At 38.1% G+C, this 22,244-nt stretch carries 17 protein-coding genes, 1 other RNA gene and 3 pseudogenes; 5 read left to right on the top strand and 16 right to left on the bottom strand.

The annotated features are described in order from the left end of the window. Positions 1-18: 18 nt before the first annotated feature. From rsmB to SMA_RS02470, 6 genes and pseudogenes are all read right to left on the bottom strand, one after another. Positions 19-1,341: a 16S rRNA (cytosine(967)-C(5))-methyltransferase RsmB gene (rsmB, locus tag SMA_RS02495; protein ID WP_014294068.1), complete on the bottom strand. Its 1,323-nt coding sequence runs from the start codon at positions 1,339-1,341 to the stop codon at positions 19-21. Next, a pseudogene (gene fmt / locus SMA_RS02490) lies at positions 1,331-2,266 on the bottom strand (methionyl-tRNA formyltransferase). The gene rsmB and the pseudogene fmt overlap by 11 nt, the downstream one beginning before the upstream one ends. 60 nt (positions 2,267-2,326) lie before the next feature. After that, complete coding sequence (locus SMA_RS02485) at positions 2,327-4,717, bottom strand: primosomal protein N' (protein WP_014294067.1); 2,391 nt, start codon at positions 4,715-4,717, stop codon at positions 2,327-2,329. Between the two features lie 121 nt (positions 4,718-4,838). After that, positions 4,839-5,153 carry a DNA-directed RNA polymerase subunit omega gene (gene rpoZ / locus SMA_RS02480; RefSeq protein ID WP_014294066.1) on the bottom strand — a complete coding sequence of 105 codons (315 nt, stop codon included), beginning with the start codon at positions 5,151-5,153 and terminating at the stop codon, positions 4,839-4,841. Between the two features lie 23 nt (positions 5,154-5,176). Next, on the bottom strand, positions 5,177-5,794 hold the full coding sequence (gene gmk / locus SMA_RS02475) for a guanylate kinase (protein ID WP_014294065.1): 618 nt from the start codon (positions 5,792-5,794) through the stop codon (positions 5,177-5,179). 251 nt (positions 5,795-6,045) lie between these two features. Further along, a complete protein-coding gene (locus SMA_RS02470; protein WP_014294064.1) occupies positions 6,046-7,653 on the bottom strand; it encodes a ribonuclease Y in 1,608 nt (535 codons plus the stop codon). Between the two features lie 150 nt (positions 7,654-7,803). On the opposite strand from SMA_RS02470, the gene SMA_RS02465 reads away from it, so the two are divergent. The 3 genes and pseudogenes from SMA_RS02465 to SMA_RS10790 all read left to right on the top strand — a co-directional run. Further along, entirely contained in the window at positions 7,804-8,289 is a 486-nt protein-coding gene (locus SMA_RS02465; protein WP_014294063.1) for an S-ribosylhomocysteine lyase, read from the top strand. Between the two features lie 123 nt (positions 8,290-8,412). After that, entirely contained in the window at positions 8,413-8,697 is a 285-nt protein-coding gene (locus SMA_RS02460; RefSeq protein WP_014294062.1) for a helix-turn-helix domain-containing protein, read from the top strand. A gap of 52 nt (positions 8,698-8,749) precedes the next feature. Continuing rightward, positions 8,750-9,528 (top strand): annotated as a pseudogene (locus SMA_RS10790) (DDE-type integrase/transposase/recombinase); the annotation flags it as partial. Here SMA_RS10790 and SMA_RS02450 read toward each other — a convergent pair. The 6 genes and pseudogenes from SMA_RS02450 to SMA_RS02430 form a co-directional block, all read right to left on the bottom strand. Continuing rightward, positions 9,522-9,722 (bottom strand): annotated as a pseudogene (locus SMA_RS02450) (SDR family NAD(P)-dependent oxidoreductase); the annotation flags it as partial. The pseudogenes SMA_RS10790 and SMA_RS02450 sit on opposite strands and share 7 nt — an antisense overlap. Before the next feature lie 135 nt (positions 9,723-9,857). Then, complete coding sequence (locus tag SMA_RS02445; RefSeq protein ID WP_014294058.1) at positions 9,858-11,387, bottom strand: cell division site-positioning protein MapZ family protein; 1,530 nt, start codon at positions 11,385-11,387, stop codon at positions 9,858-9,860. Positions 11,388-11,445: 58 nt separating this feature from the next. After that, positions 11,446-12,618, bottom strand: a complete 1,173-nt coding sequence (locus tag SMA_RS02440; RefSeq protein WP_014294057.1) for a THUMP domain-containing class I SAM-dependent RNA methyltransferase — start codon at positions 12,616-12,618, stop codon at positions 11,446-11,448. Between the two features lie 171 nt (positions 12,619-12,789). Continuing rightward, an RNA gene (gene rnpB / locus SMA_RS10785) (RNase P RNA component class B) lies at positions 12,790-13,158 on the bottom strand. An 88-nt stretch (positions 13,159-13,246) separates the two neighbouring features. After that, a complete protein-coding gene (gene gpsB, locus SMA_RS02435) occupies positions 13,247-13,588 on the bottom strand; it encodes a cell division regulator GpsB (RefSeq protein ID WP_014294056.1) in 342 nt (113 codons plus the stop codon). 126 nt (positions 13,589-13,714) lie between these two features. Further along, entirely contained in the window at positions 13,715-14,233 is a 519-nt protein-coding gene (locus SMA_RS02430; protein ID WP_014294055.1) for an SLOG family protein, read from the bottom strand. Between the two features lie 75 nt (positions 14,234-14,308). Here SMA_RS02430 and recU point away from each other — a divergent pair, with 75 nt between their 5' ends. Together recU and pbp1a are read left to right on the top strand one after the other, a co-directional pair. Then, on the top strand, positions 14,309-14,917 hold the full coding sequence (gene recU / locus SMA_RS02425) for a Holliday junction resolvase RecU (RefSeq protein WP_014294054.1): 609 nt from the start codon (positions 14,309-14,311) through the stop codon (positions 14,915-14,917). Then, positions 14,904-17,135 (top strand): penicillin-binding protein PBP1A, encoded by a 2,232-nt coding sequence (gene pbp1a, locus SMA_RS02420; RefSeq protein WP_014294053.1) that lies wholly within the window; start codon positions 14,904-14,906, stop codon positions 17,133-17,135. Before recU ends, pbp1a begins: the two co-directional genes overlap by 14 nt. A gap of 84 nt (positions 17,136-17,219) precedes the next feature. On the opposite strand, the gene pepC is transcribed toward pbp1a, so the two are convergent. The 4 genes from pepC to trxB form a co-directional block, all read right to left on the bottom strand. Then, a complete protein-coding gene (pepC, locus tag SMA_RS02415; protein WP_014294052.1) occupies positions 17,220-18,557 on the bottom strand; it encodes an aminopeptidase C in 1,338 nt (445 codons plus the stop codon). 218 nt (positions 18,558-18,775) lie between these two features. Beyond that, positions 18,776-19,600, bottom strand: coding sequence for an NAD(+) synthase (nadE, locus tag SMA_RS02410; protein WP_014294051.1), 825 nt, complete (start codon positions 19,598-19,600; stop codon positions 18,776-18,778). Then, the gene (locus SMA_RS02405) at positions 19,597-21,057 is read right to left on the bottom strand and encodes a nicotinate phosphoribosyltransferase (protein WP_014294050.1); all 1,461 of its coding nucleotides are present in this window, start codon (positions 21,055-21,057) and stop codon (positions 19,597-19,599) included. The genes nadE and SMA_RS02405 overlap by 4 nt, the downstream gene beginning before the upstream one ends. A gap of 267 nt (positions 21,058-21,324) precedes the next feature. After that, positions 21,325-22,239 carry a thioredoxin-disulfide reductase gene (trxB, locus tag SMA_RS02400; RefSeq protein ID WP_014294049.1) on the bottom strand — a complete coding sequence of 305 codons (915 nt, stop codon included), beginning with the start codon at positions 22,237-22,239 and terminating at the stop codon, positions 21,325-21,327. Between the last annotated feature and the right edge of the window lie 5 nt (positions 22,240-22,244).

Here is a 22,244-nt window from a genome sequence, read left to right as displayed (position 1 = left end):
TCAGTTTCCTCCTTGAGATTACAAGATACGTTTGACTTGTCCTATAAAGAACCCGTCTGTCTGATATTGTTCTGGGGTAATTGCAATACATCCATCTCTAACAATATCTTCTTGCGTATGACTCAGTTTTACTTGTTCAAAATTTGGATGAGTTTCTAAAAATTTGTGAATAACTTGGAAATTTTCCTCATCAAAAATTGTACAAGTGCTATAAGTTATTATACCACCTTTACGCAACGTTTGACAAACGCTATCAAGTATTTGCAGTTGAATTTCTTGCAGAGCCGAGAAATCTTGATTTTCCTTATTGTACTTAATGTCCGGTTTACGGCGGATTAAGCCGATTCCTGAGCAAGGGGCATCTACCAAAATCTTATCAAAAGAATCTGATGCAAAATGCTCATGGACGGTTGTGGCATCCATCTTTTGTGTGCTGATTTTATTAGCGACATGCAGACGCTTGGCATTATTCATGACAAGTGTTAATTTATGGTCATATAAATCAAGTGCTGTAATATGCCCCTCTTTTAAATACGAGGCCATATGAGTTGCCTTACCACCTGGGGCAGCACAAGCATCTAAGATGTCTTCATTTCCTTGAATATTAAGCGTTGGAGCAACTAGTTGACTAGATTCATCTTGAATCGTGATGTCCCCATTAGCGAAATAATCTGTTCCAGCAAAATGTCCTGATGTTTTCACCAAACCTACTGGTGATAAGATAGATTGCTCTGCCCCCGTCGTTGCTTTAATCTCGGATAATTTATCAAGTTTTGTCACACGAATACTTGCCTTATTGCGGACAAAAAGGCTTTGCATAATAGCTACCGCGCGTTCTTCGCCGAATTGATCAATTAATTTTTTGACTAGCCAAACTGGCAATGAATAAAGAACAGAGTAGCGTTTATTCTTACGTTTAATCGTTTCAGGATTTGGTAATTCTTCCTTGGTAAAACGTCGTAGAACAGCGTTGACAAATTTTTCTGCACCTTTTTTGTTACCGCGATTTTTAGCAATGTTAACCGCGTCATTTACCACAGCGTGGGCAGGAATTTTATCCAGATACAAGAGTTGATAAAGACTCAACATTAATAGGTAATAAACCCAAGAATCTAACTTATCTCGATCTTTAATGTAATGAGCAAGATACCATTCTAAGGTAATTTTTCGTGCAACTGTTCCATAAACGATTTCTGTCACTAATGACTTATCTTTTGGCGATAATGTCGTATGGCTTAATTCTTGATTGAGAGCAATATTAGAATAAGCCCCGTCTTCAAAGACATTTTCAAGGACAAGAAGCGCTAAACCACGTGCCTGATTTTTCCAATCATTCGCCAATAAGGTCACCTACTTCGAGCTTACGTCCTACACCATTAAGGAAATCAACAATGCTCATGCGTGGCTTCCCAGCTGGTTGCACTGTTTTAAGCGAAATCGCCCCGTCACCTGTTGCTACGACAAGTGACTTCCTACCTTTTTCGATAATTTCACCTGGTTTTCCGTGACCTTCAGCTAAAGTAGCTTCATAAATCTTGAAACGTTTGCCGTCAAGAAGGGTATGAGCTACTGGCCATGGGTACAAGCCACGAATGTGATTAAAGACATCACGTGCTGATTTATTCCAGTCAATGCGTTCTTCTTCTGGTGTAATATTTGGTGAGAAAGTGGCTTTACTTTCGTCTTGCGGTTCTGGTTCAATATTACCTGCAATGTAATCTGGTAATGTTTTTAACAACAAATCACGTCCAATAACAGCCAATTTTTCAAACATTGTTCCAACATTATCATCGTCAGTAATCGGTGTTGAAGCCTTGGCAATCATATCACCAGCGTCCATTTTCTTAACCATTTCCATGATTGTCACGCCAGCTTCTTCTTCTCCGTTAATGATTGCATAGTGAATTGGTGCACCGCCACGGTATTTGGGAAGAAGCGAAGCATGAACATTAACCGCAAAATCAATGATTTAGCAACGCGTGTTTGTTGCCCTGCATCCAAACGCAGCTGTCACAATGCCATCAGCACCCAAAGTCATCAGCTCTGCCATTTCTTCTGAACCAGACATTTTTTCAGGTTGATAAACTGGCAAATTATGCGCCAAAGCAACTTCCTTAACAGGTGTCATTTTGATTTCTTTTTTGCGTCCAACAGCACGGTCAGGTTGCGTTACCACCGCTAGGACATCGTAGTTGCTATCATCTAGCAAACCTTTTAGAACAGCCGCTGAAAAATCAGGTGTTCCCATAAAAATTAATTTTGTCATTTCAGTTCCTTTCAAAGGATTTTCCTACTTAAATTTTCTCTATTATAGCATAGTCATCCGCTACATGAAATTTTGTGGCTCATAGTCAATGACTAAGCGTAAATCTTTATTTTCTGGTAATTGTGTCAAATCTAAAATCTGGTTCAGGACATTCTCTAAATTGTCCTCAAAGCGATATTTAACGATAATTTGATAATGATAAAGATTATGCGTTCTGGCAATTGGTTTTGGTGTCGGACCGAGAATTTTGATTTTATCCGATAATTGTTGACGCAATAATTGCAAGAGTTCAGATGATTTACAGACAACGATCTGCTCATCTTTATGTGATAAGGTCAATCCGACCGTGAAATAATAAGGCGGATAAGATAATTGCCTACGGATTCCCATTTCATAAGCGTAAAATGCCTCGTAGTCTTGCTTTTGCGCTAGTTGAATAGCATAGTGCTGTGGATTGTAGGTCTGGATAAGAACCTCCCCTTCTTTTTCTGCACGTCCTGCACGCCCTGCAACTTGTGTCAACAATTGGAATGTGCGTTCAGAAGAACGAAAATCAGGTAAATTTAAAGACGTATCCGCATTTAAAACCCCTACCAAAGTAACATTTGGAAAATCAAGTCCCTTAGCAATCATTTGTGTGCCAAGTAAAATATTGGCTTCATGGTTACCAAATTTATCCAAAATGCGTTGATGAGCCCCTTTTTGACGTGTGGTATCAACGTCCATTCGTAAAATACGAGCTTGTGGAAAAACTTCCACGAGTTCATCATAAGCCTTCTGTGTCCCTGTTCCATAATACCGAATACTACGGCTATGACAATTCGGACAAGTGTGTGGAATGGATTTTTCAAAACCACAGTAATGACAATTCATAGTTTTGGTATCCATATGCAGCGTCAAGGAAATATCGCAATTTGGACATTCATCAACATAGCCACAATCACGGCACATGATAAAACTAGAGTAACCACGACGATTAAGCATGAGAACCACTTGCTCATTTTTTTCTAGACGATCAGCAATTTTTTCTAAGAGATAAGGGGTAAAGTTGCTAACTTCTTGCTGCCCAACATAATCACGAAAATCGACAATTTCAACTTTGGGAATCTTTGCCATAGGATTAGCACGATGTGTCAATTGTAGGAATTGGTAAACACCACGACTAGCCCGAGCACGACTTTCAATACTTGGTGTTGCAGAGCCCATTAACAACACAGCTTTATGGTATTTAGCACGAAGCAAAGCCACATCACGCGCATGGTAGCGCGGATTGGATTCTTGCTTGTAAGTCGCCTCATGTTCCTCGTCAATGATAATGGCACCAATATTTTCAATAGGAACAAAAATAGCAGAGCGTGCCCCAACAACGACACGCGCTTGTCCAGATTTGATTTTTCGCCATTCGTCAAACTTTTCACCGTCTGACAAAGCAGAGTGCATGATAGCCACTTTCTTGCCGAAACGTGAAATAAAACGATTGGTCATTTGTGGTGTCAAAGAAATTTCAGGCACCAAGACAATGGCTGTTTTACCGAGTTTCAAAACCTTATCAATGATATGCAGATAAACTTCAGTTTTTCCTGAGCCTGTCACACCTTCCAGTAAAAACGGATTACTTTCCTGGCCAATTTGGCTAGTTACTTGTTCAACGACAGCCGCTTGTTCAGCATTTAAATCAAGAAAATCCGTTGTTGCTACATCAAAATAAGCGTCTGAACGTTTTTTCTCTCTTTCAAGAACAGTTATCAACTGGTTATCCACAAAAAATTTGACAACATCACGTGAAAAAAGGTGATGCAAATCTGATAATTTTCCTTCTTCAGGATGCTTTAACAAATAATCACGTAATTCCAATCGTTTTTTGGCACGATTGGAGATGTCTGCGGCAGGTATTTTTTTAGCTTGAACGTGATAATATTTTTCCGTCTTGATATTTTTCTTATCTTTAGCTAAATAATCAACGGTAATTTTTCCTGCTTGAACCAAGCGAGCGACTTTTTTCGCTTCTTCCTCGCTCAATGACGAATGAAGTCGGTCCTCTTTTTCGCCAAACAATGCCAAACGTTCTTCGCTAGATAAGCTTTCTGTGGGCGTTAGACGTTTATCATACTGCGAATTCAGCAGATTAGGAATCATCGATTTCAGAATGGAAATTTTGTAAGAAAACACCGTATGACGCATCTGCTCTGCCAATTCTAGCTGTTCTGCATTCAACACAGGCTCAAAATCCAAAACTTCGCTAATAGCTTTTAAGTCAGTCACAGCATTATCAAAAGTATCAGAAAAACCGACAACAAAACCTTGCAAAAGCCGATTACCACGTCCAAAAGGCACATGAACTCGTGAGCCGATGGTCACTTGGTCTTCAACATCTTTCGGAATGATGTAAGAGAAAGGTTTATCTGTTTGCATAAGCGGGACATCAACGATGACCTGAGCAATTTTTACCATAAATTTCCTTTCTATCTAGTCCTTAGCTATTCATGAAAAAGAATAATCATCATGATAGCGACCAATGTTTGTCTAGCTTATCACAATGATTTATTACAAGAAAAATCTAAGATAAAACACCTTAGATTTTTTCTCCTTCTTCTTTTTCTTTAGCGATTTGTTCTTTGATTTTACGTTCTTCTTCTTCTTTAGCTAGACGTTCTGCTTCGATACGAGCAAGAACAGCTGCGCGTTTAGCTTCTGGGTCTGGATGAATCACAACATTACCAGATTCAATTTCTTCAAGTGCTTGCAAAGTTGCTTTTACAGATTTGAATTTTTGAGTTGGTTTAGCACCTGCTTCAAGTTCGCGAGCACGTTTGGCTTGAAGAATACAAAGTGAATATTTTGAAGGCACTTTATCAAGCAAAGTGTCGATAGAAGGTTTTAACATCATAGCTTTTTTCTCTTTTCTCTTTTTTAATCAATATCTTTAATCATGTCGTTATATTGTCCGATAACACGATCAACACGGAGATGTTCTACTTCGATAATGCGTTTAACGCGTTCAGCTGCCAAAGATACTTCATCGTTAACAACAACATAATCATACTCACGCATCAAAGTGATTTCTTCTTTAGCACGTTCGATACGTTGGCGGATAACTTCCTCGCTATCTGTACCACGTCCTACCAAACGATCTTTTAATTCGTCCAAATCAGGTGGCGTTAAGAAAATAAACACCCCATCTGGAACTTTCTTCTTAACTTGAAGCGCTCCTTGCACTTCGATTTCAAGGAATACGTCAATCCCCTTATCAAGAGTTTCATTAACATAAGTCAGTGGTGTGCCATAGTAGTTTCCTACGTATTCAGCATATTCCAACATTTGACCATTTTTAATAAGCTCCTCAAATTCTTCACGAGTTCGGAAGAAATAATCAACGCCATCGACTTCTTCTGGCCGTTTTTGGCGTGTTGTCATAGAAATGGAATATTCAAATTTATGATCTGGTGTTGAAAAAATTTCTTGGCGAACTGTTCCCTTACCAACCCCAGAAGGTCCTGAGAAAACAATTAACAAACCACGTTCGGTCATGCCACTCTCCTTATTATAGACTACAAGTTAAGACTTGCTTTTTATCAATTAGACTACAAACTAGTGTATCAAAAATATAGCCATTTTTCAAGGAATTTTAAAAGCTTCCGTGGCTCTTTCCACATAAAAAATGCTGTTTAAATCTTAGTTAGACATTCTACTTAAATTCTAGTAATTTCAGTGACTGTTTTTAGTAAATAAATGTCGATTAAAAAAAAGCGCTAAGATTAGCACTTCTTTCAAAGATTGTTTTATTTTGCATAGTCAACTGCACGAAGTTCACGGATAACGGTAACTTTAATGTTACCTGGGTAATCAAGATTACCTTCAATTTTTTTACGAACTTTGTGAGCTAAGATCGTTACCTCATCATCAGAAATTTTAGTTGGTTGCACCATGATGCGGATTTCACGTCCTGCTTGCAAAGCATAGCTATTTTGAACACCATCAAAGCTTGTGGCAATTTCTTCCAAATCACGAAGGCGTTTGATGTAATTTTCCATTGATTCGTTACGAGCACCTGGACGAGCTGAGCTAAGCGCATCCGCAGCTGCAACAATCACAGCGATAACACTTTCTGGTTCTACATCACCGTGGTGACTAGCAATGGCATTAACGACAATCGGATTTTCCTTGTATTTACGAGCAAGTTCCGTTCCGATTTCAACGTGGCTTCCCTCAACCTCACGGTCAACGGCTTTCCCTATATCATGCAAGAAACCTGCACGACGAGCAAGCATCACATTCTCACCAAGCTCTCCTGCGATAATACCTGCCATCTTACCAACTTCGACAGAATGACGTAAGACGTTTTGACCGTATGATGTTCTAAATTGCAGGCGTCCCATGATTTTAATTAAATCAGGGTGCAAGTTAAGGGCTCCAATTTCAAATGCAGCAGCCTCACCATATTCACGAATACGGTTATCCATTTCCAAACGATTTTTTTCAACCAATTCCTCGATACGAGCTGGGTGAATACGTCCGTCCTGAATCAAAGCTTCCAAAGTCATTCGAGCGATTTCACGACGAATCGGATCAAATCCTGAAAGAACAACAACTTCAGGGGTATCATCAATGATAACGTCAATTCCTGTCAAACTTTCAAGTGTGCGGATATTACGTCCTTCACGTCCAATGATACGACCTTTCATGCTATCGTCTGGTAAGTGAACTGTTGTAATAGTTTGTTCAGTAACATATTCACCTGCCATACGTTGCATAGCTTGCGCTAGAATATTTTTAGCAAGTTTGCTAGATTTATCTCGGACTTCACGTTCAGCATCTTTGATACGAGTAGCAATTTCGTGCGTCAAATTATTTTCTGTTTCCGTTAAAATAATTTCACGCGCTTCAGCAATCGTCATGAGCGCTATGCGTTCAAGTTCTGCTTTTTTCTGTTCTTCTAGTTCTCCGATTTGTTTTTCACGCTCATTAATGTGTCTAGATCTATCGGTTAGACTTTGTTCTTTACTATCCAACACTTTTTCCTTGTTGGTTAGGTTTTCATCCTTGCGGTCAAGAGAAGAAGCTCGTTCTGTTAAACGAGTTTCCATTTGTTTTAACTCTTGCCTTTCAGATTTAAATTCTTTTTCAATCTCTTCACGATATTTTCTAGCCTCTTCTTTTGCCTCGATTAGTAATTCTTTACAATGTGATTTACTTTCTCGTTCAGCTGTTTTTCTGATATGCTCAGCTTCTAACTCCGCTTGACCACGTAGATTAACAGCGTCTTGTTCTGCATTTAAAAGAGTGAGTTCTGCCGCTTCTTTCACAGACTTAAGTCTAACTGAAATCAGCACATAACCAACTATCAAACCAATGAGGGCAAAAACAATCAAGATAATAATATTTGGCATGTTTTTACCTCAATAAAAATTTTAGATTTCATCTATAGAAAGCTACTTTCAAGTTTATCATAAAATAAGCTTTTTCACAATTTAAAATTGTAAAGCGTTTTACTAAATTTTGTGTTATGATATTTACAAGGAACAAAAAAGGAGTGTACTATGTCTAAAAAAGAAGTTACTGTGGAAAGTTTTGAACTTGACCACACTATTGTTAAAGCCCCTTATGTCCGCCTTATTTCAGAAGAAGCTGGACCTCTAGGCGATGTTATTTCAAACTTTGATATTCGTCTTGTGCAACCTAACGAAAATGCTATTCCAACAGCTGGTTTACATACTATCGAACACTTGCTTGCTAAACTTATTCGTGAACGAATTGACGGAATGATTGACTGCTCTCCATTTGGTTGCCGTACTGGTTTTCATTTGATTATGTGGGAGAAACACAATACAACTGAAATCGCCAAAGTTATCAAATCAAGTTTAGAAGAAATTGCCAACGTAACATCATGGGAAGATGTTCCAGGAACAACCATTGAATCTTGCGGCAACTATAAAGACCATAGCCTTTTTACCGCTAAAGAATGGGCAAAATTAATCTTAAAAGACGGTATTTCAGACGACCCATTTGAACGTCATGTCATCTAAATATTAAAGTCAGCTTAGCTGGCCTTTTTAATAAAAAAAGCAAAGAGAAGCATTGATATACTCCCCATATAGTAGACAGTGAAAAAACAAAAATTCACTAGAACCTATAAGGGGAGTTTTTATATGTCCAAAAGAAGTCCAAAATCCGTAGAAGAGAAATTAGAGATTGTTCAACGATTACTTAATCATGAGAAATCAGTCTCCCAACTCAGCAAGCTGTACGGAGTAAGTGAGTCAGCTATCAATTCTTGGAAAATGAAGTGTGAAAAAGATGGTGCGGTTGCTCTAAAGGAAAGTCGAACTTGGAATAGCTATTTCAAAGAAGTCAAGGAACAAGCAATTCATCTTTATGGGAAAGGTTTCCTTACTGATATTTGTCAAAAGTATGATATAAATCGGTTACACTAAACTAGACAGAATTTATAAAGTGTCCTACACTAAAGAAAACAGGAGAACAGATATGTCCAGAAAAATACGTCGCCACTTCACCGATGACTTTAAGCAACAAATTGTTGACCTCCACAATGCTGGAATGAAACGAAGTGATCTTATCAAAGAATATGAGTTAACGCCCTCAACCTTCGATAAGTGGGTCAGACAAGCCAAACTAACGGGTTCCTTCAGATCTGTTTATAATATGACAGATGAACAACGGGAACTAATTCAACTCAAAAAACGCAATAAAGAACTCAAAATGCAATTAGACATCCTAAAGCAAGTGGCAGTGATTATGGCACGAAAAGATAAGTAATCACTGCCAACAAGGATAAATACAGCATTTCAGCTATGTGTCGTTGGCTGAACATCCCGCGCTCAAGTTACTACTACCAAAAGGACGGCATCATACTCTCACGCCGTCGGATTCGTCGCATCATGGAGAGACTCCACTTGGTATCCGTTTATCAGCAAGCAGCCTTCAAATCGCATTCTAAAGGGAAGAACAAAGCTTTTATTCCAAACCGCCTAGACAGGCAATTTGACCAAGAAAGACCACTGGAAGCCCTGGTGACCGACTTGACTTACGTCCGTATGGATAGGCGCTGGGCTTACGTTCGTCTCATCATTGACCTCTTTAATCGTAAAATCATAGGATTGTCCGTTGGCTGGCACAAGACTGCGAAGCTCGTTAAACAAGCCATTCAAAGCATCCCTTATGCACTAACCAAGGTCAAGTTGTTCCATTCTGATCGTGGCAAGGAGTTTGACAATCAGCTGATTGATGAGATGCTTGAAGCTTTTGCTACTTCGTCATGTTTTGATACATCTGCAACCACAGCAAAGGCATCTGTTGGAGAAATTTCCTGAACAGCCTTTTCAGCTGTTTCTTGATTGTAATCAAGGATTCCTACCTGAAAACCATCTTCATGCAGACGTTTTGCAATAGCAAAGCCAATCCCTTGACCTGCACCTGTAACAATAGCGACTTTTACCATAATATCACCCCTAATCTTTAAGTTAACTTGATTATAGCGCTTACAAATTTTTTTGTCTATTTTTTCAATCATTTTTCATTACTTTTATTTATCAAATAAAAAATGCCCTCCGCAAGGAGAGAGGGCATTTTGTTCTTAATAATCAAGTGTATCCGAATTACCAGAAGCATTCCCAACAAAGTAACCTGTTTTACAGTTAATTGAGAAAAGGTATGTTCCGTCAGCCTTGAACATATTATAGTAACCATTTCCATTAATGATGTTAACTTTTTCAAGAATGTAATCATTTCCTGAGAAGTAACCACGTGATTGAGATATTGCCACAATTTTATCAAGTACACCATCTGCAAATGTCCAAGCAGAATTGCTTGAATCCGCAATCGCTGAATCACTATAAGGAACACGACTCAAGCTACGTTGAAGTGTAGAAGCATCATAAGATGTGATACCATATCCACTAGCTCCAGAGACAGTTTGTGTTGTTGACGTATCAGATGATGATGCACTTTCTGTTTGGCTTGATGAGCTTGCGCTTACTTCTTGACTGCTTGATGAAGCCAAAGCAGCTAACTGATTCTTACCATCGGTAATCGCTGATTGCAACAATGTATCTAGATTAGCATTGCCTGTATTCAAAAGGGCACTTGATAAATTATCAAAGTTTGCATCAGATTTCACAGTTGCTGAAGCTTTTTCACCATTTACAATAACATTTGATTCAAATAAAGTATTGATTGTCTGGATAGCTGTAATTTGAGCTGCCAAAGTATCGTATTCTTTCTTAGCATCGTCATAGTAATCTGTGTCTTTTAAGTCATCTAGTTTTTCTTTTAATGATGAAATATTATCAAATTCACTATTTTTCAATTTTGTTTTAGTATCGTCTGTAAAGAAAGCTGCATAGGCATCGTCAAATGCTGTTTTTGCCTTTTTAGCCGCTGCTGCAGACGAACTAGATGATGTTGATTTCTTAGTTATAGATGTTGATGAGCTAGCAACACTCGTGCTTGATTCTCTGGTATAATTTAAACCGTAAGCCACACCAAAAATAGCGACAACAAGAGCTGCCAAGCCACCAATAATCACACGTTTATTTTTATGAGTTGGCTGCTCATCTGCCGTTTCAAGAGTAATAGCTTCGCTGTTTTTGTCATCAGCAACCACAGCTGACGCAGCTTCTGGAGTTGGCTCTGGAACTGCTGAATCAGCATTTGGTATTTCAATACTAACACTTTCTTGCTGAATCGTTGAGTCGTTTTCAGATGCTACATCTTCTGATAACGGTACTTCTTGCGAAGTCTCTTGAGTGTCCTCAAGCTTTTCTGCTTCAAAATCAACAGCTTTAGGCGTAGCTTCGTTTTCTTTCAAAGCAGACTCACCAACAATCCCGTTGTTAACCAATTCCTCGCGCTGCTTTTTAATGAAATTATCCAAAGCTTTGGTATCTAAATCGTCAAAGTCAGATAATTTAGCCTCAAACTTTTGCGATGTCACTTCGTCTCGGTGCTGTTTAATGTATTTATCCAAAACACCGTCAGACTCAGTCACCCCAGCTTTTAATTCAGAATCCTTCCGAACAGCTTCCCCAATGGTCATATTTTTTACATCTTCTAAATTAAGCCCTTCTTGTTCTTCAGAAGATGGCAATTCTTTCTTGTCTGACACGCTTGTTCACCTCTCTAAATCAGATTGTCATTTTTATTAGGCTGTTTAACACCGTATTTTACTTTTCTTGCGCTGGTGCAGTAACTGAACGTTTAACACGTTCGCCATAGAATTGGTACAAATCAACTCTTAGTGTACCGTTGTACAATTTACGTTTTTTATCAGCCTGTGAACCATATTTTCGTTCAAATTGTTCATCACTTGTTAGGATAAATTTACTCCATGTTTTTAGCGGAGCAAAAGTCTGTCCCATTTCATTATACAAAATGTCCACAGCTTTGTCATCCAGCAATCGTTCACCATATGGGGGGTTAGACACGATAACACCGTTGATTTTATCAGTTTTTAAATCTTGAAGTCGCATTTGTTTCAATTTGATGACATCTGCAAGTCCTGCTTCCTCAGCATTCTTTTTCGCAATGTCAATCATGCGTCCGTCAATATCAAATCCAGAAATATCAAGTTCAATGTCATAATTAGCTTTTTTTTCAGCTTCATCACGAACTTGTTGAACCAAATCATCGTCAACCCAATCCCATTCCTCAAAAGCAAAGTCACGATTAAAGCCTGGCGCAATGTTCATGCCAATCATAGCTGCCTCGATACAGAAGGTTCCCGAACCACATGTTGGGTCGATAAAAGGTTTATCTGGATACCAGTTTGACAACTCAATAATTGCTGCTGCCATATTTTCCTTAATCGGGGCCCCACCTTTCTCCACACGGTAACCGCGTTTGAAAAGACTTGCTCCTGTTGTATCAATCATAACTGTTGCTTTATCTTTTAAAATGGAAACTTCTATTCTAAATTCTGCCCCACTTTCTTGCAACGGAACACCTTCTGGACGATGATAAACTTTTTGCAGTTTTTTAACAACAGCTTTTTTACTAATAGCTTGAACACTTGGCTCATTATGTAGTTTAGATTTCACACATTTTGCCTTTGAAATTGGGAACTTAGCACCAAGTGGTAAATAATTTTCCCAATCTAATTTGTAAACACCTTGAAATAACTCTTCAAAGGTACAAGCCGGAAATTCACCGACTACAATTTTAATACGGTCAGCCGCACGTAACCAAAGGTTGGTTGTCGCAATCGTTCTAACATCTCCTTGAAAACGGACTTTTCCATTTTCGACTTGGCAGTCAATGCCTAAATCACGGATTTCACGCCCTACAACCGCTTCAAGTCCTGCTGCCGCTGTCGCTACTAAATTAAACGTTTTTTTCATTCATTAATTCCTATTTCATCAAATACTTATCTATAAGTTTAACACGTTTTACTGGCTTTAAGCTAGTAAAAATCAATTAATTTTCAAACACCATTATTAGCCAATACCTAGTATTAAAATACAACCAAAAATAAAAGCTAGCCTAAGCTAGCTATATACCTATATGCAATTTTCTATAAGCCATGTTTTGTTCCAGAGATAACTAGGTCTTATCTCCTTCGATAATCATCTGTCTACTGTTTCCAGTCAGGATAGATTGTTCGGATTCCAACTATCCCATGCCCCTACCAAAGTTTGGGTTGCTAGCTTGAGGGGTTTACCGCGTTCCACTTCTTAGGTTTCCCCAAGAACTACGTCACTGTGGCACTTTCAGGGCTATTCAGACATATCCGTAAAGACTTAGCCTTTTTGCCCGCCGTAACATCAAAAAGATGTCCCTAGGCTTATTGATTCACCTAGCACAAACACTACCGGCATCACAGCCAGTGCTAGCATGGACTTTCCTCATGGTATTAAAATACCACGCGATTATCCGAAAATTGCAATTTATAAACTCACTTTGACAAATTTCCAAAATAAGTTAAACACAAAATCAAAACAGCTTACTAACTGTCGTTAATTAGGCTGTTTATTCAGTGATTTGTTTTCCAAATACTTCTTTTTCCAATCGGCTAATACGTTTCAAAATATCAATATTTGTTGCTGATTTAGCAACGCGTGTTTGTTGCCCTGCATTAACCGTATGTGAACCAACATAAGATGGTGTTGGCGCTGCTTTTGGTTTTGCAGAGAGTTGTTGTTGTAATTTTTCATTTTCAGCGCGTAGTTCTTGAACCTGTGAAATATAACTTTCATAGTCCTTGATGATGTTATCAAGAAATTCATCTACTTCTTTCCTGTCATAACCACGCATACTGGTTTTAAATTCTTGTTCAAAAATGTCCTTAGGACTGTAAATAATACTTGTCATTCTATCTCTCCAAACAAAACTATTCTAGTTAAAAGTAAGAATATGAAATCGTCATATCAGGATATATGTTACAGAAAAATTAATGAAAAATCAAGCATTTACCTTTATTTCATTATTAAAATTTTATTACCATTCTTCTAAGAATTCATTAAGACGGTCAAAGGTTAGAAAATTAATCGGATAGTTCTCTTTTTCTTGCATCACTTGCAACAAATATTTTAAAGTTGTTTCATTTTCGGTGTCGTAAAAAAGATAAGCTCCTTCTGTGTTATCTACTAAAAATTGATTATAGTTTTTAAATTGACTTGGATTTTCATAATTTTTATAGGTATATTTGACAAAATCAACCTGCTTAAATTCACCTAATTTTACTTGGTTAGCTTCGTTCCAATTTTGACCATGATTTTTAAAAGTAAAAATTGTTGCTATACTAAACTCATATTCTTCTTGCAATTCTTTGGCAACTTGCAAAGCCCAATATTCAAAACCAAGATTTCCCATAAAAATCAGCCAATCTATACCTTCTTCAAAATAACGAATCAAATCATGGCGGATAGCTTTTTTGATAACACTAATGCGCTCATCCTTATCTTGAAAGATTCCTAATTCAAAACTCTTATAGCCCGTCACAAGAATTGCAGTCATATTCTGTTTCCTTTCTAAAAATATGTTATAATAAAATTGCTTATATTGACTTAAAGCATGAATGTTAGGAGTTCTATGGTTAATTACCCTCATCATCTTATTCAAAAACAAGCAGTTCCTGCTTATAAAAAGGTAAAAAAATCATCCGTTAACTTTGCTAATCGTGGGATGAGTTTTGAGGCAGCAATTAATGAAACCAATAATTATTACCTATCTCGTAATATTGCTGTCATTCATAAAAAACCAACACCGATTCAAATTGTTAAAGTTGATTATCCGAAAAGAAGCCGTGCCAAAATTGTAGAAGCCTACTTTCGACAAGCTTCCACGACCGATTATTCTGGCGTCTATAAAGGACGCTATATCGACTTTGAAGCCAAAGAAACGCGGCAAAAGACATCTATGCCATTGAAAAATTTCCACGCTCACCAGATTGAGCACATGGCAAATGTTTTAAAACAAGACGGCATCTGCTTTGTTCTACTTCATTTTTCAACACTTAAGGAAACTTATTTTCTACCTGCTAGTGCTCTAGTAGATTTTTACCAAATCAATCTCGGCACCAAATCCATGCCACTTGATTATATCAGAAAAAATGGTTATGTGGTGACAACAAGTTCACTACCTCAAATTCCTTATTTAGATATTATTGATCAAAAAATTTTAGGCGGTGATCACAATTAAAAAGAAAATAACAAGAAAACAAAAAAAAACTAATTCTACTACTTCTTCAAGAAAAGCAACTGCTCTTAAATTCTTAAAATACGGCTTGATTGCAGGACTAACACTTGTCATTGCAGCTGTTTTGGCTGGTGGCTCTCTCTTTGCTTACTATGTAAGTAGTGCCCCAAAATTATCTGAAAGCAAGTTATCATCTACTAACTCTAGTTTGATTTACGATTCAAGTGGCAATTTGATTGCGGACCTTGGTTCTGAAAAACGTGAAAGTGTTACATCTGATAACATCCCTTTGAATTTGGTAAATGCCATTACTTCTATTGAAGATAAACGTTTCTTCAAACACCGTGGTATTGATGTCTACCGTATTCTTGGAGCTGCTTTTAACAACTTCACTAGCTCGAGCACCCAAGGTGGATCCACACTTGACCAACAGCTGATTAAATTGGCATACTTCTCAACGAGTGAATCCGATCAGACCTTAAAACGTAAGGCGCAAGAAGCTTGGCTTGCTCTCCAAATGGAACGCAAATATACTAAGGAAGAAATTTTAACGTTCTATGTTAACAAAGTCTATATGGGAAATGGTAACTATGGTATGCTTACCGCTGCTAAATCTTACTATGGTAAAGATTTGAAAGACTTATCCATTGCCCAGCTTGCCTTACTTGCAGGAATTCCTCAAGCTCCTAGTCAATATGACCCTTATACTAATCCAGACGCAGCACAAAGTCGTCGTGATACCGTTTTGGCGGAAATGTACGAGAACGGTAACATTACAAAAGACGAATACGATACTGCGGTAGCAACTCCTGTCACAGACGGTTTACAAACCCTCACGGAGACATCAAGTTACGATGCTTACCTTGATAATTATATTAAGGAAGTTATCGAAGAGGTCAGCGATAAGACAGGTCAAGATATTTATTCAGCAGGACTCAAAGTTTATACAAACGTTGATACTGATGTCCAACAATATCTCTGGAATGTTTACAATACTGATTACTATGTCTCTTATCCAGATCCTGATCTTCAAGTTGCCTCGACTATCATTGATGTAACAAACGGTAACGTTATTGCTCAACTTGGCTCACGTAACCAAGACACTACTGTCTCACTTGGTACCAACCAATCTGTTCTGACAGATAGGGACTGGGGTTCTACAATGAAGCCTATCACTGATTACGCTCCAGCTATTGAAAATGGTATTTACACAAGTACCGCAGCTACGACAAGCGATAGTAAATATTACTGGCCAGGCACTTCTACTCAGATTTACAACTGGGACCGTCAATACTATGGTACAATGACCATTCAAACGGCGATTCAACAATCGCGTAACGTTCCTGCCGTTAAGGCTCTTGAAGCAGTCGGATTAGATGCTGCTAAAGAATTCCTTGAGGGGCTTGGTATCTATTACCCACAACTTTACTACTCAAACGCCATTTCAAGTTCTACTAGTGATTCCGATGAAAAGTATGGCGCAAGCAGTGAAAAAATGGCTGCCGCCTATGCGGCATTTTCCAACGGTGGTATCTATTACGAACCTCAATATATTAATAAAATCGAGTTTAATGATGGTACTACTCAAACTTACAGTTCTTCTGGTACACGCGCCATGAAAGAAACAACAGCCTATATGATGACATCTATGCTGAAAACTGTTTTGACTTACGGTACAGGTACTAAAGCTGCTATTTCTGGTGTTTACCAAGCTGGTAAGACTGGTACTTCTAACTATTCTGATGATGAATTAGAAGAAATTGAAGAATCAACTGGTATTTACAACAGCGTTGTTGGTACAATGGCTCCAGATGAACTTTTTGTTGGTTACACCACACAATACTCAATGGCAGTTTGGACAGGTTATAAAGACAGGATGACGCCAATTTATGGTGTTGGATTGAATGTCGCAGCTGATGTTTATAAAACAATGCAAAGCTATCTAAATGAAAAATATGGCAGTGGTAGCGAAGACTTCACTGTCCCAAGTGGTGTTTACACTAGCGGTGGCTATGTCTACCTAGGCGGTTCAAATAACAACTACACTTATTCTTCAACATCAAGCTCTGTTTACAGCAATATTTATGGTTCAAGCTCAAGTTCTTCTGAAAAAGAGTCGTCAACAGCTGAATCTTCTAGCGAAGATAGTTCTTCAACCGAATCATCAAACGAAGCTGACAACAATTCAGATAACAGTAACACAGAATCTAGTGATGAATAACACAAAAAGCACTTTCTGAATATTTCAGAGAGTGCTTTTCTTATATGCAAAACGACATCAACCAAACAGCTGACGTCATTCTTTTTATTTATTTGCAAGAGCTCCCATTGGATCCCATGGTGCAAGGACAATTGGTTCTGCTTCATAAGCTGCGCGTTCTTCTGCTGTCAGGAATTCTTTACGTACAACGATTTGGTAAGTAAATTCATCCATCCAAGCGTCTGAAGCAACAAAGTAACCTTTGTTACCAACTTTATCTCCCCATGAATTTTCAACTTTCCATTTAAGAGATTTGCCATTTTCGTCCAAATCAACACCTGTAAGCACCATAGCGTGCGTCATCAAACTTTCACTGTAATCAAGACGTCCTGCTTTGTCTTGAGTGAAATTAATGTCCATAGCTGTTTCAAAATCATAAACATTTGTCGCCATGATACCTTTTTGACGGTCTGAGATTTGACCAACATCAGAACCAAACCAAACAGTTTCACCAGCTTGCATTTGAGCGATGGCCAATTCTTTGAAACGTTCCATATCAAGATTAAGGTAACGAACATCACGGCTACCAACCACATTACCAAGCATTTCAACAGTGTAAGATTTGCCGTAAGGTTTATCGGCTGTTGGCGCATTGATAACTGATACGTATTCTGAAAGGTCTAAACCAACATATTTTTTGAAAAATTCTTGTGGTGTGATGTTTTTATCTGAATGGTAATTGTTATCTTTGTCACGGTAAGCAAAGTCAATAGTACGTGGTGGCAAACCAAGATTGATTGCTAAGAAATTAAAGACTTCTTGGAGAAGGACTTCTTTTTTCGCTTGAACAGCTTTGTCATCAGCACCAGCTGCAATAGCTTCACGTAAGATTTGAGCATCTTGACGCAATAATTTGTTAAGGTATTGGTTCAATTCACGGCTGTTACTTGATGAAATTGATTCTGGGTATGCTGCTTTTGGTACGACACCGTATTTTTCAAAAAGGGCAACAACCATATCCCATTGTCCACCGTCTTGTTGTGGCACATCGAGCAAGAATTTTACTTTACGGCTACCAAGTTCTTGATCTGCCGTTGCGATAACTTGTTCTAAGAACCAGTTTGATTTTTCGTATTTATCCCAGAAAAATGTGTGAGCTTGTGAAAGCTCAAAATTTTCCAAGTTCAAATCTGAAATCATTTTATGACGGAAAGTATTGAGAGCTGCAAACATCCAGCAACGACCTGACGCTTTTTGGTTGGCAACCTTATCTTTTGTCAAATCAATTGAAAAAGCGTGATCGTTTTCCATTTCACTTTGACGTGTTTCAAGTGATTTTAACAATCCATTGTGAGTTACAGCATTTTCAACAGCACGTAATTTGCTATCAGCTTGAAAATCAGCAAATAATTTATCGGTAAATGTTGATGATAATTCTGACATAATTCCTCCTATATTGTCGGTTGATAGCCATGTAATGTTTTCTGACTTAACCATACTAAACTAATGTCTATTATATCGTTTATTAAGGAGATTGCAAGAATTTCTGATGAAAAATTCTGACATTTTTAAAGGAATTACAAGAGTATGTAACCTTTTGTAACAACTACAATTTCACACTACTGTTTTTTAAAGAAAAAACACCCAGCGGGTCTTTTGTTTTATTTCCAGAAATCGTCAAATACTGTGATTGGTAAGTGACGTTTGTGTTCTGTTTTACGCCACCAATTTTCAATTTTTTCTTTGGCTTCTGATGAAACTGTTTTACCTTCAAGATAGTCATCAATATCATTATATGTGACACCTAAAGCAACTTCGTCTGCAATTCCTGGGCGATTTTCTTCCAAGTCAGCTGTTGGAATTTTTTCATAGATTGCAGGATCTGCACAGAGTTCTGCTAACAATTGTTTTCCTTGACGTTTGTTTAAACGATAAAGAGGGAGAACGTCCGCACCACCGTCACCAAATTTAGTGAAGAAGCCTGTGATGTTTTCAGCTGCGTGGTCAGTACCAATAACAGCTCCGTTATTTGCTCCAGCAACGGCATATTGTGTGATCATACGTTGGCGTGCTTTGATATTTCCTTTATTGAAATCTGAAACGTCAATGCCAGCTTTTTCAAGTTCACGAACTTGTCCGTCAACACCTTCTTTGATATTAACGGTAATGCTAACATCTGGCTGGATAAATTTAAGAGCACGTTGAGCATCTTCTTCGTCAGCTTGAACGCCGTATGGCAGACGCACAGCAATAAATTTATAGCTATCATCACCAGTTTCTGCACGGAGTTCTTCTACGGCGATTTGCGCCAAACGTCCTGCCAAGCTTGAATCTTGTCCACCAGAAATCCCTAAAACATAACTTTTAAGGAAAGAATGTTTTTTCAAATAGTCTTTAAGAAAATCAACTGATACGCGAATTTCTTCTTTAGGGTCAATACTTGGTTTAACCCCTAATTCGGCAATGATTTTTTCTTGTAATGTCATTTAACTTCTCCTTTTTGTTGTGCTTCTTTGCGGATACGGGCAATAAGCTCCATTTTATTTTGCCAAACTTCTTGTGACAAGTCAACTGGATAATCTTGTGGATTAAGCAGGCGTTTGTATTCGTCCCAAAGTTTGTCAAATTCTTTACGAGCATATTCTTGAATCTCAGAAAGAGATGGCAAGTTATAAACTAATTTCCCTTTATCAAAAATATCAACAAGAAGTGGCACAGCTTCAAAATCTTTCACCGTTTTATTGATATAAGTGTATGTTGGGTGGAACATGTAAACTTCGTCAAGTTTATTAACATCAGTATCTGTGAAAGTGATGTAGTCACCCTCTGTTTTATTTCTTTCACGACTAGTAATGCGCCACACTTGTTTTTTACCTGGTGTAGAGACTTTTTCAGCATTATTTGACAACTTAATCGTATCTTGCATGACACCATTTTCATCTTCCATAGATACAATCTTATAAACTGCACCAAGTGCTGGTTGGTCGTAAGCTGTGATTAATTTTGTTCCGACGCCCCAGACATCAATTTTGGCTTTTTGCATTTTAAGATTGAGAATGGTATTTTCATCCAAATCATTTGAAGCATAAATTTTAGCATCTGGGTAGCCTGCGTCGTCCAATTGTTTGCGAATTTTTTTAGACAAGTAAGCCATATCCCCTGAGTCAATACGAACACCGAGAAAATTAATCTTGTTACCTAATTCATTGGCAACGCGAATAGCTGCAGGAACTCCTAGACGAAGAGTGTCATAGGTATCAACTAAGAAGACACAATCTTTGTGTGTTCCAGCATATGCCATGAATGCTTCATAATCATCGCCATATGCTTGTACCAATGAGTGTGCATGTGTACCAGAAACTGGAATATCAAACATTTTACCAGCGCGAACATTTGAAGTTGCATTAGCACCACCAATAACGGCAGCACGTGTTCCCCAAATGGCTGCATCTAATTCCTGTGCACGACGGCTACCAAATTCTAGCAAAGGCTCATCCTCAATGACAGAGCGAATACGAGCAGCCTTTGTCGCAATCAATGTTTGAAAATTGACAATGTTAAGCAAGGCTGTTTCAACCAATTGACATTGGGCAAGTGGTCCTTCAACTTGAACGATTGGTTCATTAGCAAAAACCAAATCTCCTTCTTTAGCTGAACGAATGGTTAATTCTAATTTTAAATTTTTCAAATAAGCGATAAAATCAGCTGGATAACCTAAATCTTCTAGATAAGCAATGTCTGTTTCTGTAAAACGAAGATTTTCAAGGTATTCAACCATACGTTGCAAACCAGCAAAAACGGCATAGCCATTGGCGAATGGTTCTTTACGGAAAAAGATTTCAAAAACTGCATTCTTATTGTGAATGCCCTTATCAAAGTAAACTTGCATCATATTGATTTGATACAAATCCGTGTGGAGAGTTAAACTATCATCTTGATACATGTGGTATCCCCTTTTTTAGAAATATGAGCCTTGATAAGTCTTGTTAAGACCCTAGCAGCCTCACAAGATTTTCTGTTATCTCCAGCTCAAAGTTAATTTATCCCCAATATTATAGCACAAATACCACAGACTGGCTAAAACTTTGTGAGGTTTTGCGCAAAGATTTGAAAAAACACTGATTTTCTGAAAAATGTTTTCATGTTTTCTCACAAATCTAGCAACTGCTAAAAAAGCCTAAGATTTTCATCTCAGACTTTAGTGATGTGATTATTTCATATTTTCAATATATTGGTAAACACCTTGTCCAGCAATAGCACCGTCGCCAACAGCTGTTGCGATTTGGCGAAGTTCTTTTTGACGAACATCTCCAATGGCAAAAATGCCTGCTTTTGGTGTCATCATGCGTTCGTCTGTTATCACCCAACCAGCTTCATCTGTGATGCCAAGGTCAGCTACCATGCTTGTTACTGGATTAACCCCAACGTAGATAAAAATACCACCAAATTCGTGTTCGCTAAGCTCACCAGTTTTAACATTTTCAACAGTTACACCAGAGACTTTGATGTCAGTTCCTTTGATTTCTTTGACAACAGAATCCCAGATAAAGTTGATTTTGTCGTTAGCAAAAGCACGATCTTGCAAAATCTTTTGAGCACGCAATTCATCACGGCGATGAATAATCGTTACAGATTTGGCAAATTGTGTGAGGTAAACAGCTTCTTCGACTGCCGAATCCCCACCACCAACAACTAATAAATCTTGATTACGGAAGAAAGCACCGTCACAGACAGCACAGTAAGAAACGCCGCGGCTTGTGTATTCTTCTTCACCAGGTACGTCAAGAGTGCGGTATTTAGCACCAGTCGCTAAAATAATTGTTTTCGCTTCGTAGCTAGCGTCTTCAGTAATGACACGTTTCACATCGCCAGCATCCTCAATAGATTTCACAATACCGTAAATATTTTCAACACCAAATTTTTCAAGCGGCGCATGCATATTCATTGACAATTCTGGTCCTGAAATATGGTCATACCCTGGGTAATTTTCGATTTCTGAAGTATTATTCATTTGTCCACCAGGGGCTCCTTGTTCAATAATACCAACTTTCAAATTAGATCTAGCGGCATAAAGCCCCGCAGTCATACCCGCAGGACCTGAGCCGATAATTAATGTATCGTACATTTAGT

Source organism: Streptococcus macedonicus ACA-DC 198, from assembly GCA_000283635.1.
Taxonomy (GTDB): Bacteria; Bacillota; Bacilli; order Lactobacillales; family Streptococcaceae; genus Streptococcus; species Streptococcus macedonicus.
The sequence above is the reverse complement of the archived record's forward strand: the minus strand, read 5'-3'. Positions and strand labels throughout refer to the sequence as shown.

Excerpts from the sequence above, each read along its gene's own strand:
- SMA_RS02485 (WP_014294067.1), bottom strand. The coding sequence starts at position 4,717 with ATGGTAAAAATTGCTCAGGTCATCGTTGATGTCCCGCTTATGCAAACA.
- rpoZ (WP_014294066.1), bottom strand. The coding sequence starts at position 5,153 with ATGATGTTAAAACCTTCTATCGACACTTTGCTTGATAAAGTGCCTTCA.
- gmk (WP_014294065.1), bottom strand. The coding sequence starts at position 5,794 with ATGACCGAACGTGGTTTGTTAATTGTTTTCTCAGGACCTTCTGGGGTT.
- SMA_RS02470 (WP_014294064.1), bottom strand. The coding sequence starts at position 7,653 with ATGCCAAATATTATTATCTTGATTGTTTTTGCCCTCATTGGTTTGATA.
- SMA_RS02465 (WP_014294063.1), top strand. The coding sequence starts at position 7,804 with ATGTCTAAAAAAGAAGTTACTGTGGAAAGTTTTGAACTTGACCACACT.
- SMA_RS02460 (WP_014294062.1), top strand. The coding sequence starts at position 8,413 with ATGTCCAAAAGAAGTCCAAAATCCGTAGAAGAGAAATTAGAGATTGTT.
- SMA_RS02440 (WP_014294057.1), bottom strand. The coding sequence starts at position 12,618 with ATGAAAAAAACGTTTAATTTAGTAGCGACAGCGGCAGCAGGACTTGAA.
- gpsB (WP_014294056.1), bottom strand. The coding sequence starts at position 13,588 with ATGACAAGTATTATTTACAGTCCTAAGGACATTTTTGAACAAGAATTT.
- SMA_RS02430 (WP_014294055.1), bottom strand. The coding sequence starts at position 14,233 with ATGACTGCAATTCTTGTGACGGGCTATAAGAGTTTTGAATTAGGAATC.
- recU (WP_014294054.1), top strand. The coding sequence starts at position 14,309 with ATGGTTAATTACCCTCATCATCTTATTCAAAAACAAGCAGTTCCTGCT.
- pepC (WP_014294052.1), bottom strand. The coding sequence starts at position 18,557 with ATGTCAGAATTATCATCAACATTTACCGATAAATTATTTGCTGATTTT.
- nadE (WP_014294051.1), bottom strand. The coding sequence starts at position 19,600 with ATGACATTACAAGAAAAAATCATTGCCGAATTAGGGGTTAAACCAAGT.
- SMA_RS02405 (WP_014294050.1), bottom strand. The coding sequence starts at position 21,057 with ATGTATCAAGATGATAGTTTAACTCTCCACACGGATTTGTATCAAATC.
- trxB (WP_014294049.1), bottom strand. The coding sequence starts at position 22,239 with ATGTACGATACATTAATTATCGGCTCAGGTCCTGCGGGTATGACTGCG.